General features: G+C 49.5%; 12 protein-coding genes. 7 read left to right on the top strand and 5 right to left on the bottom strand.

Annotated elements, in window-relative coordinates; genetic code table 11:
- Window positions 1–77 precede the first annotated feature (77 nt).
- Window positions 78–2,501, bottom strand: a complete 2,424-nt coding sequence (locus tag FPE01S_RS20285) for an outer membrane beta-barrel protein (RefSeq protein ID WP_157474115.1) — start codon at window positions 2,499–2,501, stop codon at window positions 78–80.
- A gap of 191 nt (window positions 2,502–2,692) precedes the next feature.
- Here FPE01S_RS20285 and FPE01S_RS25175 point away from each other — a divergent pair, with 191 nt between their 5' ends.
- Entirely contained in the window at window positions 2,693–3,733 is a 1,041-nt protein-coding gene (locus FPE01S_RS25175) for a sensor histidine kinase (RefSeq protein ID WP_052956057.1), read from the top strand.
- A gap of 2 nt (window positions 3,734–3,735) precedes the next feature.
- Entirely contained in the window at window positions 3,736–4,449 is a 714-nt protein-coding gene (locus FPE01S_RS20275; RefSeq protein WP_046370917.1) for a LytR/AlgR family response regulator transcription factor, read from the top strand.
- Window positions 4,450–4,454: 5 nt separating this feature from the next.
- Here the strand turns inward: FPE01S_RS20275 and FPE01S_RS20270 are convergent, their stop codons facing one another.
- From FPE01S_RS20270 to FPE01S_RS20260, 3 genes are read right to left on the bottom strand one after another with little or no spacing between them, the layout of a single operon-like run.
- Complete coding sequence (locus FPE01S_RS20270; protein WP_046370916.1) at window positions 4,455–5,240, bottom strand: alpha/beta hydrolase; 786 nt, start codon at window positions 5,238–5,240, stop codon at window positions 4,455–4,457.
- 20 nt (window positions 5,241–5,260) lie between these two features.
- Window positions 5,261–5,551, bottom strand: a complete 291-nt coding sequence (locus FPE01S_RS20265; RefSeq protein WP_046370915.1) for a rhodanese-like domain-containing protein — start codon at window positions 5,549–5,551, stop codon at window positions 5,261–5,263.
- The gene (locus FPE01S_RS20260) at window positions 5,548–7,524 is read right to left on the bottom strand and encodes a KUP/HAK/KT family potassium transporter (RefSeq protein WP_046370914.1); all 1,977 of its coding nucleotides are present in this window, start codon (window positions 7,522–7,524) and stop codon (window positions 5,548–5,550) included. The genes FPE01S_RS20265 and FPE01S_RS20260 overlap by 4 nt, the downstream gene beginning before the upstream one ends.
- A gap of 119 nt (window positions 7,525–7,643) precedes the next feature.
- On the opposite strand from FPE01S_RS20260, the gene FPE01S_RS20255 reads away from it, so the two are divergent.
- The 5 genes from FPE01S_RS20255 to FPE01S_RS20235 all read left to right on the top strand — a co-directional run bounded on the left by FPE01S_RS20255 (window position 7,644) and on the right by FPE01S_RS20235 (window position 13,406).
- Window positions 7,644–9,182, top strand: a complete 1,539-nt coding sequence (locus FPE01S_RS20255) for a hypothetical protein (protein ID WP_046370913.1) — start codon at window positions 7,644–7,646, stop codon at window positions 9,180–9,182.
- Window positions 9,183–9,192: 10 nt separating this feature from the next.
- Window positions 9,193–10,173 carry a hypothetical protein gene (locus FPE01S_RS20250; RefSeq protein ID WP_157474114.1) on the top strand — a complete coding sequence of 327 codons (981 nt, stop codon included), beginning with the start codon at window positions 9,193–9,195 and terminating at the stop codon, window positions 10,171–10,173.
- Window positions 10,174–10,259: 86 nt separating this feature from the next.
- The gene (gene purQ, locus FPE01S_RS20245) at window positions 10,260–10,919 is read left to right on the top strand and encodes a phosphoribosylformylglycinamidine synthase subunit PurQ (protein WP_046370911.1); all 660 of its coding nucleotides are present in this window, start codon (window positions 10,260–10,262) and stop codon (window positions 10,917–10,919) included.
- Window positions 10,920–10,979: 60 nt separating this feature from the next.
- The gene (locus tag FPE01S_RS20240; RefSeq protein ID WP_046370910.1) at window positions 10,980–11,432 is read left to right on the top strand and encodes a protein-disulfide reductase DsbD domain-containing protein; all 453 of its coding nucleotides are present in this window, start codon (window positions 10,980–10,982) and stop codon (window positions 11,430–11,432) included.
- A 3-nt stretch (window positions 11,433–11,435) separates the two neighbouring features.
- Window positions 11,436–13,406: a protein-disulfide reductase DsbD family protein gene (locus tag FPE01S_RS20235; protein WP_052956056.1), complete on the top strand. Its 1,971-nt coding sequence runs from the start codon at window positions 11,436–11,438 to the stop codon at window positions 13,404–13,406.
- 317 nt (window positions 13,407–13,723) lie between these two features.
- On the opposite strand, the gene FPE01S_RS20225 is transcribed toward FPE01S_RS20235, so the two are convergent.
- Window positions 13,724–14,305, bottom strand: a complete 582-nt coding sequence (locus FPE01S_RS20225) for an RNA polymerase sigma factor (RefSeq protein ID WP_046370908.1) — start codon at window positions 14,303–14,305, stop codon at window positions 13,724–13,726.
- Window positions 14,306–14,367 lie beyond the last annotated feature (62 nt).

Raw genomic sequence — 14,367 nt, 5'->3', positions numbered from 1 at the left:
TTAACCGGAAAGATAAAAAAAAGAGGGGCGCAGTCCACCTTCTGTATACAGGAGTGGCATCATCTAATGATCTCTGGTTAATCTGCACGGCTCTTCTCTTCATCGGCAGCTGAAGACTGGTATTTCCGTTTCCTGGTCTGCTCTTCCTTACCGAACCGCCAGGAGAAACTCAGACCGATCCTTTGTGTGTCAGTCTCGTTGTACTGCGTGAAGGCAGATTGTTTCATGGACATTGACCTGTTGCGCTGTTTCCAGCTGTGTGCGATGTCTTCCACGGCCAGCCCCAATGTTCCGCGTTCCCGTAGTATTTTTTTCTGAACGGCAGCCTGAAGCCGGTATCGGGGGCCTGTGAAAGACTGTCCATTGAGGTCTTTGTTGGCAAAATAGCCGCCCATATTACCTGCCCATCCCTTTTTGAAATTGAATTGATTGTTCAGCGATACCCGAAGTATTGTGGCCTGTGGTTGGAGGGGTAAGCCATCGGCCTGTCCGTTAACGCCAAGGCGGTTCAAATAAACATCGCAGTTCACCGACCACCAGTGATTAATTTGCTTCTGGACGTTAACAGCAAATAGTAACATGAACCCTTCAGCAATGTTCTCCGGCCTTGTGATGAAAATCTCATTTTCATTTGAAGTCAACTGGAAAATAACATCCTTATAGCGATTATAGCTGGCTGATAGCCGGAGCCACTGGTGGTGTACAAAACGCAGTTCAAACCTTTGCTGGAATTGCGGTGTCAGCAGGGGGTTGCCGCCTGACCGGGAATACTGATCGCGGTAATACAGGAATGGATTAAGGGATAGATAATTGGGTCTTGAGATTCTCCGGGTGACTACACCCGACAGGGAATTCCTGCCGGCCGAATCCAGTTTCCACGATACGGTAACTGATGGAAATGCATTCAGGTATTGTTGATTGAAATTGCTGCCGCTCACCTGGTCGTTCCCCTTCTGTTCCCCGGCCGAACTGGTGTATTCCAGCCGGAGTCCCGCCTGCAAGGCAAGCCGGTTCCATTGTTGCTGCAGGTTGCCGTACACCGCCTGCACCTGTTCATTGTAGCGGTAATGGTTGGAGTTTTGATGGAAATCGGTGATGGTCTGCTGATCGTTGCTGACCCAGCCGGATTTTAATCCGGTTTCCCACTTGCCACGCTTGCCCAATGAATGGCTGTAATCAGCCCTCACCGTCAGGATGCTGATGGTGCCCGGCATATTATAAGTAAAATCTGACGAATCGACCGGCGTATTGCCGCTGTACCAGTTCTGGTTTTCCAGTAATTGCGAACCATTAGCTTTATACCGTACATAATTGACATCGGCCGACCATTCTGCCTTGTTGGCGCTGGTGTGCTGCCAGTTGGCATTCAGTGAATACTGGTTCCGGGTTTCATTACTTTGTACCTGTCCGCTGCCACCGGCATCCGGTGTATCGCCAGTCAGAAAATATGTATTCTCTGATTCAAGCCATCCTTTTCGTTGTTGTGGCTGCCACCCTGCCTGCCATCCCCAGGTGGTTTTTTCGGAGGGCCTGAAATCCATCCCCAGCTGCACATTGCCCGAAAGTAATTTTGATTTTTGCCAGTTATTCAACTGAAGGGAACTGGTGGTCGTGTCATTTCCGTTGTAATATTCCCGGTAATATTCGTCAAGGGAATAAACTTGTTCCTGGTACAGGGAAAAACTGCCGAATACATTTGTTTTTCCGCGCCTGTAATTCAGGTTGAGCGCATTGCTGTTCCGGGCGTATTGGCCCTGCGAAAGTCCCATTGTTACATTGCCGGTAAATCCGCCGGCACGATTCCGTTTGAGCCGGATATTGATAATCGCATTCCCTGCAGCATCATAGCGGGCGGAAGGATTTTCAATCAGTTCAATCTTGTCCACCAGGGCGGCCGGGAGTGATTTGAGGTATGCAGTCAGTTCCGCTGCTGCGAGATAAATGGTTCTGCCATCAATCATGATCGTAACACCCTGTTTGCCCTGCAGGCTGATCTCTCCGCCAGCGGTAATGCCAACGCCCGGCGTTTTTTCCAGGAGGTCGTAAGATGTTGTACCGGCAACACCCACCATCGATTCTACATTCACGATGGTCTTGTCTACCTGGTACTGCAACAACGGACGCCTGGCAGTTACGGAAACTTCCTGCAGGGCAGCGGAGCTATCCTTCAATACCAGCGCCGGCAACATAACTGAATGATGTAGTGAGTCGATGCTGATCCATTCACTGCGACCCGTCTTTTTTCCACCAAAGCTGGCGGATACACAATACCATCCCGGCTTTGAAAGGGTAAAAAGAAATGCACCGGAGGAATCAGTAGTTTGCTGCATCACCTGTTTCTGCAAAGCGCTGTCCAGTAAAGACAGCGAAGCAAAAGGCAGGGGCTGATGATTGTCATCGGTCACCCGGCCTTTGAGTATTCCTGCCGGGGAACCGGACTGCTGTGCGTGAGCCAGCAGGGCCAGCAGGTGCAACAGGATAAGGTTAATCAGTACTTTCATTTTTTTATTCAAAAGTTCACCGCATGCTGCCTCAGAAAAAATGAATATGTTCAATCCGGCAATGGGCTGACAGACCTGACATACCGACTGACAAACCCTTTCGTCAGGACGAATCAGCTTTTCGTCAGCTGAACCGGAAATCGGTCCGTTTTCAGATTTTAGTTGACGGGAATTACCCACATTAGCTAACTATGGAAAAAAATACTGATCTGAACAGGTCGTCTTTCTTTGGCCGGCAGCTGTACATCTACATGGCCCTGTTGCTGGCGATACCATTGTTTGTGGTGCTGGAAACCTTACTTAAAGCCATGCATGTTGACGAGGATGAGTTGGTAGCAGCCGCTGCAACCGCTTGTGTACTGCTGGCTGTTTTTGCCGGCCGGTATGTAGTGCAGTTGTGGGGGCCGACCCTCAAAGAGCTTCCGGCAGCCTGGATGGTTGCGCTTTCCGGTTTGCTGATCGCATCCGTCTGCTGGATCTTTTTTCATGCGGATTTTCCCCTGACGCAAAGGCCTGCCCTGAATGTGTTCCTTTTGTGGTTGCCGCTGGTGCTGGCCGGGATGGTTACCGGGATGCTGGTCCGGCTGATCCGGTTGGTCGCAGAAAACAAGATCCGCTCGGCGGAAATGGATGCCATGCAAAGCCGTACGGAGCTCCAGGCACTGCAGTCACAACTGAGTCCGCATTTCCTTTTCAATACCCTGAATAACCTGTATGGCCTTTCCCTCAACCAGCCGGACAAGCTGCCGCAATTGTTGCTGAAACTGGCCGAGCTCCTGCGGTATGGCGTGTATGATGCTGCGGCCACTTTTGTGCCGTTGAGAGATGAAATGGCTTACCTCGAAAATTATATCGCTTTTGAGAAGATCAGGCTGGGAGACAGGCTCCGGCTGGACGCAAGATTACCTGCAACCGGCGATGACCATATCCTCATTGCACCAATGTTGCTGATCGTATTCGTGGAGAATGCTTTCAAGCATTCCCGCAACACGAATGATCCGCAGGTTGATATTGAAATGGAATTGACCACATGGGGGAAGAAAATTCTTTTTTTCATAAAGAATTCGTGTAGGAACTTTCCGGAAGGTGAAAACGTGGTAACCCGGCACAGCGGATTCGGACTTGCCAATGTGCAGAAACGACTGGATATGTTATATCCGGGTGAGTATGACCTGCAGGTTGAAAAAGGCGAAGGACATTACACGGTTCACCTGACACTTGCTATCAAATAACTATGGAGCAATTATTGAGTTGCCTGATCGTGGAAGATGAACCCATCGCCCGTGATATTGTCGCCGGTTACCTGCAGCATCATCCGCAAGTGAGGCTTGCGGGTAGTTGTGCCAATGCAATCGAAGCCCGGAATTTTATATTAAAAGAAAAGGTAGATATTCTCCTCCTCGATATTAATATGCCGGTGCTGGATGGATTGTCCTTTCTGAGGTCACTCCGGCAGCCACCTGAAATTATTTTTACGACCGCCTATAAGGAGCATGCAGTAGCCGCATTTGAGCTCGAAGCAGTCGATTATCTGCTTAAACCGTTTTCACTGGAAAGGTTCCTGGTGGCGATCGATAAGGCTGTGTCCGCCTGCCGCCAAACCGGAACATCAATAGACAAAACACAACAAAAAGATGAGGAAAAAGAACTGTTCCTCCGTACGGATGGGAAGATTTTCCGCATTGATCTCTCCTGTCTGATCTATGCCGAAGCGAATGGCAACTATACCCGGCTGGTGGAGTCCGGCCAGGTGCTGATGCCTGCCATGACCTTCTCTGCACTGGAAGCAATGTTGCCGGCGGAACGTTTCGTCCGCATTCATCGGTCGTTCCTTGTGAATAAGGCATTTATCCGGCAGGTGGAAGGCAACGTGGTGTATGCCGGCAAATTTGAACTCCCTATCGGAAGCAGTTACAAAGAAGCGTTCCTGCGCGCGCTCGGCATGTAAATCAATCAGTATTTGAGGATGTCCCGGATAAAATTGTGGTATTCGGGAAAAGTGGGAAGGTTGTTGTGGCCGCCACCTTCAATTTTTATCAGGGTAATCTTGGAAGGATTGATGGCCTGCAACGCCTGGCTATGACGAACCGGAATCAGCCAGTCGCGTGTTCCGTGAAGAATATAAGTATGGCAATTCACTCTCCGGATCCACTTATCGGTTCGCAGGTGATACCGCAGCACGAGCCCGACAGGCAGGATAGGCAGGAAACGGCGTACCACCTGGGTGAAACTGTAATAGGGAGCGTCGAGGATCAGGTAACGGGGCCGGTTGTCCGAGGCAATCTTGGCAGCAAACCCGCTGCCGATGCTGCGGCCATAAAGTATCAGGTGTTGTTCCGGGTACTGCGCACGAAGCCTGTCATACACAAACTGGATGTCTGCCAGCAGCGACTCTTCCGTCCGTTTCCCCGTGCTCTTGCCGAAACCCCGGTAATCGATCAGTACCACATCATAATTGTATCGGTAAAAATCTCTTGCATATTTCGCCCACCCTTTAATACTCCTCGTATTGCCATGCAGGTAAAGCACCAGTCCCAGAGGCTGATCCCGGTAAAAATGAAGGCCATTGATGCGTACCCCCTTACTGATGTCGAAATTGAGTTCGCGGAAGGGAATATCATACCTGAAGCGGAAGCTTGAATGCAGCACTTCCGGCTTGAAGATGAATTTTTCCTGCAGAAAATAACCCAGCAGACTTAAGACGGCAACGCCACCAAGGAAATACCAAAGCAGTGACATCTTTCTAATCTACAATAAATTCAGGGCTTTTTATCGAGGCCGCCTTCGAGATTCAGCAGATTGGTGAAACCATACCGGTCGTGAAGGCGCTGGATCGCTATCGCACTCCTGATTCCCTTGCGGCAATAAAGCACCACGGGCGTATCCTTTGGAAAGTCCTTACCTGCCTGCAGGATCTCATTCAACGGAATATTGTCACCGCCGATATTAAAGGCTTCATGTTCAAAATCCTCCCTGACATCGATCAGTTTCAGGGAGGGGTCAGCCGCCTGCAGGTCACTTAATGCATTATGGTCGATCTGACGGATCATAAGATATCTTCCTCATTGTGGTACACCCGTCTTAAACGGACACTGGTAACCGGAGCGACGATGAGCGGGAATTTTTCCACCACCACATTGGAGGGGTCAAGTCCGAATCCGCGTTCTTCCGACAGGCTGATATCCTTAAGCCAGAAATATACCTTCATGATCATCCGCTCGAACAACGGTAGTTCATTGTCCTGGCTCAGGTATTTTTCCATTACGATGAACTGGAAGTCGCCCACCACATTGTTTCTTTCCAGTGATTCATAACGGCTGTAGATATTGACCTCCTTATTGTTCACCAGCTCTTCCACTACTTTACGGAACAGCAGGTTGATCTTGGGTTCCATGCGGAAGCCAAGCCTGAATTCCACCCGGATAATGTCATTGGGGATGATGTGATCTACCACATATTCGCAGGTGTACGGATCATCCAGCGTGTCGACGTGTACGAACCAGTAGATGTCGGCCCGTTTCGGTTTTTTATTGAGGATCGAATAGATGATCTTATGCTCGATCTCCTTGGGATTGTTGGCGCTGGTCATGTACACGAGGTGTGTCGCGTGCTTCGGAACGGATTTATCGTTGCTCAGTTCCTGGATCATCGGAACATAGTGTTCCAGCCGCACGAACTCGACGTAGCGGTTCTTGATCTTGCGGCTGCGGAACCACACATACATTACCGTAAACAGGCCACCCGCCATAACAAGGGTGACATAACCGCCATGTTCGAATTTTTCGAGGTTGGCGAACAGGAAACTGAACTCAATGCTGAAATAGACAGCGAGGTACAGGTAAATGAGCAAAGGATTGACCCGTTTGCTGACCAGGAAATTAGCAAACAGAATGGACGTAGCGATCATACACAGGGTAATGGCCAGTCCGTAAGCAGCTTCCATGTTGGAAGACTTTTTAAAATAAAGGACCACACCGATACATCCCAGGAACAGGATGAGGTTGATGCCTGGTATATAGAGTTGACCCTTGGCTTCCGTTGGATAGTTGATCTTCAGTCGCGGCCACAGGTTCAGGCGCATTGCTTCGCTGATCAGGGTAAAGGAACCTGAAATAAGGGCCTGGCTGGCAATGATCGCTGCAGCAGTGGCAATGACGATACCGGGTAGGATGAACCACTGTGGCATCAGTCCATAGAAAGGGTTGGCATTAGCAGTATCAAAGATCTTTCCATCGTAATTGCGGAGCAGCCAGGCGCCCTGACCAAGGTAGTTGAGGATCAGGCAGCTTTTTACGAAGATCCAGCTCACCCGGATATTTTCCTTTCCGCAATGTCCCAGGTCGGAATAAAGTGCTTCGGCCCCGGTCGTACAGAGAAACACAGCGCCCAGGATCCAGAAACCCTTGGGGTAAGTGGTGAGGAGCTCAACGGCATAATGCGGACTAAATGCCTTGAAAATTCCCAGGTCATCACTGAGGTGCATGCTGCCCAGGAAACCCAGCATGGCGAACCAGACCACCATGATCGGCCCGAACAGTTTGCCGATATTGGCAGTGCCGAACTGCTGTACAAAAAAGAGCACCGAAATGATGCCCAGAACTATGTACATGACATTAGCCTGCGTGATATCGTGCAGTTTTGGGATCTGCCGGAGACCTTCAATAGCAGAGGTTACTGTAATGGGTGGCGTGATCATTCCGTCGGCGAGCAGTGCGGCGCCACCGATCATGGCGGGGATCACGAGCCATTTTTTCTGCCGGCGAACCAGCGCGTACAGGGAGAAAATTCCACCCTCTCCGCGGTTATCTGCCTGTAAAGTAAGGATGACGTATTTGACGGTTGTCTGCAAGGTCAGTGTCCAGATGATGCAGGATAGTCCTCCAAGGATCAGATTTTCCGTTATTTCCCTGTCTTTGATGATCGCATTCAGTACATATAGGGGGGACGTACCGATATCACCATAAATAATACCCAAAGCCACAACCAACCCTGCCAGCGTGGCTTTATTCAAATGTTTACCCACAATAGGATTATTAAGTTCGGACGGCTTGCAACGTCCGGAAGCAAAGGTATAGTTAAAAATAAAATTGTCTGTATCTTATGTATGCGAATACCGATCTACCTTTAACAAAAGTCGAACTCATGAAAATAAGGCTTGTGTTATTCAGCCTCCTGTTGCTTGCTTTCTCCGGTTCTTTTGGTCAGACTCCCGGTGTAGTGTATACCGAACCGGAAAAAGAAGACACCCGTCGTACCAATTTCGAGATCCTGGGTAAACTTGGCCAGGAAATTTTCATATATAAAAATAATCGCAGCGATCATACCGTCGGGGTATACGACAACGAAATGAAGCTGAAAAAGACGGTAACGCTTGATTTCGTTCCCGAAAAGCTGATCAGCCTCGACTATATCACGTACCCGGATCGTATAGTGTTTTTTTACCAGTACCAGAAAAAGAGGGTAGTGTATTGTGACCAGGTTACGATTGGTGCAGGTGCCAAAATTGACAGCACCCCCCTTACCCTCGATACCACGGAAGTGAATTACTCTTCCAACAACAAGATCTACACTATCGTGAACAGCGATGACAAGCAGAAGATCATGCTCTTCAAGGTAAACAGCAGTGATCCCCGCAGGTTTGTCGTATCCTCTTTCCTGTATAACAGCCAGGTCGAACTGCTGGGCCGCAGCCGCGCGGAAGTGCAGATGGACGAAAAGAATGAATTCTTTACCGATTTTCAGTTAAGCAATGCAGGCGAACTGGTGGTGGCCAAGTTTCAGAAAGCCGGCTCGAATTCAGAAGCGATCACCGGTGTCAATATGCTGATCAAGTACCCGGATTCTCTGAATTTCAGCGAACGCAAGGTGAATATCGGCAAACAGATTCTGGACAATATCGTGCTGAAGGTGGACAATAACAATAACAAGGTCTTCCTGGCCTCCTTCTTTTCCCGCCAGAAAAGGGGCAATATGGAGGGCCTGTATGTGGTAACCTGGGATAAGACGATGAATGAAAAAATCCTGGATACCGCCATTCTGTTCACCGATGAAGTGCGGGTACTGGCGAAAGGAAATGATGCCAACAAAAAGACCGCCTTCAATGACTTCTTCATCAAAAGCATCTATATCCGGAAAAATGGAGGTTATGCCGTGGTAAGCGAAGCCCTGTATACGACTTCCCGCTACAACAATTTCAGTCGCTGGGATTACATGGGCTATGGCAACCCCTGGATGAGCCCGATGAGCTACAACTACTGGTCCCCCTACAGCAGCCCCTGGTCAATGCCGTGGAGCCGTTATGGCTGGAATTCACCTGCCCAGACCCGTTATTTTGCCGACAATGTACTGGTGCTCACTTTTGACAAAGACAACAAACTTGACTGGAGCAACGTGATCACCAAAAGCCAGTTTGATGACGAATCCGATAACCTGATTTCTTACGGAAATATGAATACAGGTACTGAAGTGCACTTTCTTTTTAATACATTCGAAAGAAGGACATTCGTGCTGACCGACCAGAGCCTGGATGCAACGGGAAAGCTCACACGTTATCCGACATACAAAAACCTTGACAAGGGGTACGATTTCATGCCACGATTTGCGAAACAGGTAAGTGCCAGGCAATTGATCATTCCCTGCCTGTACAGGAATTACCTGTGCTTCGCCAAGGTGGACTTTTAAACCGATTGATGTGGTAGGAATATTCCGGCAAAAGAATCCGGGTAACGCGATGATTTTGCTCATCTACGGCCTGATCCTGAAATTTCCCTTGTTTCTGCACCGGCCGGCGCCGCTGCGGCAGCTGGAGGACAACTACCTGTACAAGCTGATCCTGGATGGATTGCGGCCATTTGCCGGCGAATCGGGGTTTGTCTACGGACTCCTGGCCTTTCTTTTATTATACCTGCAGGCCAACCTGCTGAACCGTGTGGCAAATTCCATCAAGCTGTTTCCCAAACCGAATTTCCTGGTCGGTATGTCGTTCCTGCTGGTCAGCTCATTGTTGCCGGAATGGAACCAGTTTTCCAGCACCCTGATCGTGAATTTCCTGCTGATCTGGATCTTTTACGGCATCACCACCTGGTACAACAGTCCAAGGCCGCTTTCTGCCATTTTCAATACCTGCCTGCTGCTGGGTGTGCTGCCCCTGTTCTACAGTCCCTGCGTGGCCTATATCGTGCTGCTTATTCTGGCCATTATCATCACCCGGCCGTTACGGGTAGGGGAGTGGGTCGTGGCAGCCGTAGGATTTCTGGCACCCTACTATTTCCTGTTCATCATCTTATACCTTGCCAATAACCTCCGGCCCTATGACCTGGTTCCCAAGGTCAGTTTTCACCTTCCCCGGCTCCCGGCATCGTTATGGATCACGTTCGGGATCCTGTTGCTGGTGGTGCCCTTCCTGATTGGTGGCTGGTTTGTGCAGGATAACCTGAATAAAATGCTGATCCAGGTACGGAAATGCTGGAGCCTGGTGCTGGTGGTGCTCCTGGTCGGCTTGCTGATCATACTGGTGAATCCCGGCGACAATTACCAGCACTGGTTCCTGAGCAGTATCCCGCTTACCAGCTTTCATGCGGCAACCTACTATTATCCCCAGAAAAGGACTTTCCCCCTGGTGCTGCACTGGGTGATTTTTGCTTTCGCCATAGCAGCGAACTATTTCGGGTAATGCCCCTCCGGCCGGCAAGGGCCATTTTCACTTTTTAATCTTGAGTTTTTGATGGACCTTTGCGCTAAATTTTTCAACCCCCGCTCATGAAATTCGGTGTAGTTGTATTCCCCGGCTCAAATTGTGACCGCGACATGCAGGACGCTCTCGCCCAGGATCTTAACCAGGAAGTGGTGATGCTTTGGCACAAGGACAAGGACCTCAGTGCCTTTGCGACCAGTGACTGTATCATTCTGCCCGGAGGCTTCTCCTATGGCGACTACCTCCGCTGTGGCGCAATTGCCCGTTTCAGCCCCATGATGCAGAGTGTGATCGATTTCGCAGGTCGCGGCGGCAAGGTTCTCGGCGTCTGCAATGGATTTCAGATCCTTTGCGAATCCCACCTCCTGCCGGGGGTGCTGCTCCGCAATGCCAACCAGCAATTTATCTGCAAGAATATTCACCTTAGCGGCCTCGGCAGCGATAAGGCCCTGAAAGTGCCTATTGCCCATGGTGAGGGACGTTTTTTTGCAGAAGATAAAGTACTGGATGAACTGGAAAAGAACAGCCAGGTGATCTACCGCTATTGCGATGAGAAAGGAGCGATTACACCCGAATCCAATCCCAACGGTGCTATCCGGAACATTGCAGGTATCCGCAATCGGGAAGGCAACGTATTTGGGATGATGCCCCACCCCGAAAGAGCGTGCTCCGAAGCACTGGGAAACCTTGACGGGCGCGTCATATTAAAAACCCTGCTGATGTAACTGGCGGTTTAGGGGTCATTTTTACCATAACATTAGAAGAATTTCACCCAAATTTGGGAAATGAAAAAGCTACTTACCACCCTTTCCCTGATGGTGGCCGTACTGGCAGTATTTGCCCAAAGTGAAAAGCAGGTGAAATGGTCTTTCACTGCCAAAAAAATTGCCGCTGATACCTATGAAGTACAGATGCTGGCAGAGGTAGGCGGAAATTATCACATCTATGCCCAGGAAGCGGGCGACGGACCACTGCCCACGAGTTTTGAATTCACCAAAAACCCACTGATCAGTCTGAACGGCAAGGTGAAGGAATCCGGAAAGCAGATCAAGAAATACGAAGAGGTTTTCAAATCAGAAGTGCGCTACTACGAGCAGAAGGTCGCTTTCACACAGGTGGTAAAAATTAAGGGTAAAGCCAAAACCAACCTTGCAGGTAAAGTGGAATTTATTGTTTGCAATGACCGCGAATGCCTGCCACCTTCTACAGTTAACTTCAAGGTCCCCATCGGGGGTTAATCCATGCTGAAAAAAATTGGGATGGCGCTACTTGCCATGGCCTTCACGGTCATTGGTTTTGCGCAGGATAGTTTACCGGTAATACAACTGACAGGAAAATCCCGCCAGGCAGCAGAAGGCTGGGTGATCGAATTGAATGCCGCTATCCGGCAGGGCTGGAAAGTATATTCTGTTACCGCGCCAGACGACCAGCCCAATACGCGCATAATACTGGACTCTTCTTTCAGCGGTCAGTCTGGAAAGACAACTGAATCCGGCAACCTCCAGGAGAAGCCGGAACCGCTCTTCGATAATGCCAGGCTTCGCTTTTTTGAGCAGTCCGTTCAGTGGGAAATTCCGGTGAGCGGCCTGAAGCCCGGACAGAATGTTTCAGGCAATGTCTGGTTTATGGCGCTTCGCGGAGATGAAATAGTCGGACCGGAACCCGTTCCTTTCAGATTTTCCCTGAATGACAAAGGGGAACTGACCACTATGGCCACTACACTTTCCGGCGATCAGGCCGCTGCCGCTTCCATCCACCGCCCCGCTATTGATATGGACAATCCTGTGTCAGACTGTGGCGGAACCGGTGGCGAAAAAGCAGAACACAAAAGTATCTGGTCAATTTTTGCCCTGGGATTCCTGGGCGGACTGATCGGTCTGATCATGCCCTGTACCTTTCCGATGATCCCGCTCACCGTGAGCTTTTTCACCAAGCGGGCACAGAGCAGGCAACAGGGGATCCGCAATGCCTTTCTCTATGGCTTCTTTATTTTCCTGATCTATGTGCTGCTCAGTGTGCCTTTTTATTTCCTGGATGCCGGCAATGAGGGCATCCTGAACAATATTTCCACCAACGCCTGGCTCAACCTCTTTTTCGCGGCAGTCTTCTTTGTGTTCGCGCTGTCGTTTTTCGGACTGTTTGAAATCGCACTACCGAGCAGCATGACGAATAAAGTGGATGAGAAGTCGAACATGCGAACCACCGGCGGGATCTTTTTTATGGCACTGACGCTGGCCATTGTATCGTTTTCCTGCACGGGACCCATCCTGGGTACCCTTCTGGTGGGAGCGCTTAACCGTGACGGCGGAGCGATGCAGCTGACAGTTGCCATGTCGGGATTTGGTATTGCCCTGGGGCTTCCCTTTGGCCTGTTCGCTTTGTTCCCGCAGTGGCTTTCCCGCCTGCCGCGTTCCGGCAGCTGGATGAATACCGTTAAGATCGTTTTTGCCTTTGTGGAACTTGCCCTGATGATCAAGTTTCTTTCCAATGCAGACCTGGTAAAACACTGGGGACTGCTGAAACGGGAAGTGTTTTTTGGCTTGTGGATCCTGATCGCCCTGGCAACCAGCCTCTACCTGTTCGGAATACTGAAGTTCAGGCACGATCCGCCGCCGCCCAAACTGAGTAAAGGAAGGCTGGCGCTGGCCACTGCATTCCTGCTGTTCGGCCTATACCTCGTTCCCGGGCTGACCAATACACCTTATGCCAACCGGGCGCTGGTGAGCGGCTTTCCGCCACCGCTGACCTACAGCGTATATGCAAAGGAATCGTCACATGTGGTTAACGACTATGAAAAAGCCCTGGAATTGTCCCGCCAGACCGGCAAACCGATCCTGGTGGATTTTACCGGCTGGGCCTGTGTGAACTGCCGCAAAATGGAGGAGAATGTGTGGACGCAACCCGAAGTAAAGGAACTGATCGAAAGAGATTTTGTACTGGTGTCTTTATATGTTGATGACCGTAAGGCATTACCGGATGCCCAGCAGTTCCTGTATACCAATAAAGCAGGTAAGCCAGTGGAAATCAAAACTGTCGGAGACCGGTACCTGAATTTCCAGACGGAGAACTTCCGTAATGCTTCTCAACCGTTATATGCCATCGTTTCTCCTGACGAGAAACTGTTGAACCAGCCTGTGGGTTATATGCCCGATGCAAAAGCTTATGCTGAATGGCTGCGTTGCGGCCTGGGGAAGAAAACAGCTAACCGGTAGTTCCGGCGGGTCCTTAACCAGGCTTTAAAACTCCTTCATAGTTGCTTTAACCTTGCTTTGGAAGCAAGGTTCTTATAGGGATAAAGCCGGTTTAAAGCAAGGTTAAAGCAAGGATAAAGCAATTTTTTAGCATGATTGAAGCAAGAAAAAAACCCCGCATCGCGGGGTTTTTTCAATTTGGCGTCATTCTGCAACAGCCTTCCGACGGGCAAGCGAATCATAGTTGTCAGAGGGAGGAGCAGAATGACATTATCTTACTTGTAATGTTATGCTCGGTTCGTAGTGTAAAAGTACAGTGTGGCTTGACAATTTGTATGTTAAAGTGCAATATTTTTTTCTGACATCATTTTACGCAGGTTGATCAGGCCATAACGCATCCGACCCAGTGCTGTATTGATACTGCAATTGGTCAGCGCAGCGATTTCTTTAAAGCTCAGTTCTGCATAATGACGGAGGATGATCACCTCGCGCTGGTCTTCCGGCAGCAGGTCGAGCATCTTGCGAACGCGGTCATGGCTTTGTCTTTTCATCATCTTTACATCAGCACCTTCTTCGGTGAAATTGATCACCTCGAAGATGTCTCTTTCATCGCTGGTTTTGATGGCAGGTGTACGCTTTACTTTACGGAAATGATCCACGCAAAGATTATGTGCGATACGCATTGCCCAGGGAAGGAATTTGCCTTCCTCTGTATAACGTCCACCCCTGAGGGTATCAATTATTTTAATTAAAACATCCTGAAAGATGTCTTCGGCAAGGTATTTGTCTTTGACAAGGAAAAGGATGGAAGTGTAGAGTTTGTCCTTGTGACGAAGGATCAAAGTTTCGAGGGCATTCATGTCACCATCCATAAATAGATGGATGAGTTCATTGTCGGTTTTAATGCAGAGTGATTTCATAAACTTCTACGGTTTTTTGAATTTTAAAAATGGATATTGGTATACTGGATTAGGGAAAAGAC

This window comes from Flavihumibacter petaseus NBRC 106054, from assembly GCF_000974785.1.
Lineage (GTDB): Bacteria > Bacteroidota > Bacteroidia > Chitinophagales > Chitinophagaceae > Flavihumibacter > Flavihumibacter petaseus.
The sequence above is the reverse complement of the archived record's forward strand: the minus strand, read 5'-3'. Positions and strand labels throughout refer to the sequence as shown.

What these genes read in the sequence shown, in the direction of transcription:
- FPE01S_RS20225 (WP_046370908.1), bottom strand. Translation starts at nt 14,305, where the DNA reads ATGAAATCACTCTGCATTAAAACCGACAATGAACTCATCCATCTATTT.
- FPE01S_RS20285 (WP_157474115.1), bottom strand. Translation starts at nt 2,501, where the DNA reads ATGAAAGTACTGATTAACCTTATCCTGTTGCACCTGCTGGCCCTGCTG.
- FPE01S_RS20265 (WP_046370915.1), bottom strand. Translation starts at nt 5,551, where the DNA reads ATGATCCGTCAGATCGACCATAATGCATTAAGTGACCTGCAGGCGGCT.
- FPE01S_RS20235 (WP_052956056.1), top strand. Translation starts at nt 11,436, where the DNA reads ATGCTGAAAAAAATTGGGATGGCGCTACTTGCCATGGCCTTCACGGTC.
- purQ (WP_046370911.1), top strand. Translation starts at nt 10,260, where the DNA reads ATGAAATTCGGTGTAGTTGTATTCCCCGGCTCAAATTGTGACCGCGAC.
- FPE01S_RS20240 (WP_046370910.1), top strand. Translation starts at nt 10,980, where the DNA reads ATGAAAAAGCTACTTACCACCCTTTCCCTGATGGTGGCCGTACTGGCA.
- FPE01S_RS20255 (WP_046370913.1), top strand. Translation starts at nt 7,644, where the DNA reads ATGAAAATAAGGCTTGTGTTATTCAGCCTCCTGTTGCTTGCTTTCTCC.
- FPE01S_RS25175 (WP_052956057.1), top strand. Translation starts at nt 2,693, where the DNA reads ATGGAAAAAAATACTGATCTGAACAGGTCGTCTTTCTTTGGCCGGCAG.
- FPE01S_RS20275 (WP_046370917.1), top strand. Translation starts at nt 3,736, where the DNA reads ATGGAGCAATTATTGAGTTGCCTGATCGTGGAAGATGAACCCATCGCC.
- FPE01S_RS20270 (WP_046370916.1), bottom strand. Translation starts at nt 5,240, where the DNA reads ATGTCACTGCTTTGGTATTTCCTTGGTGGCGTTGCCGTCTTAAGTCTG.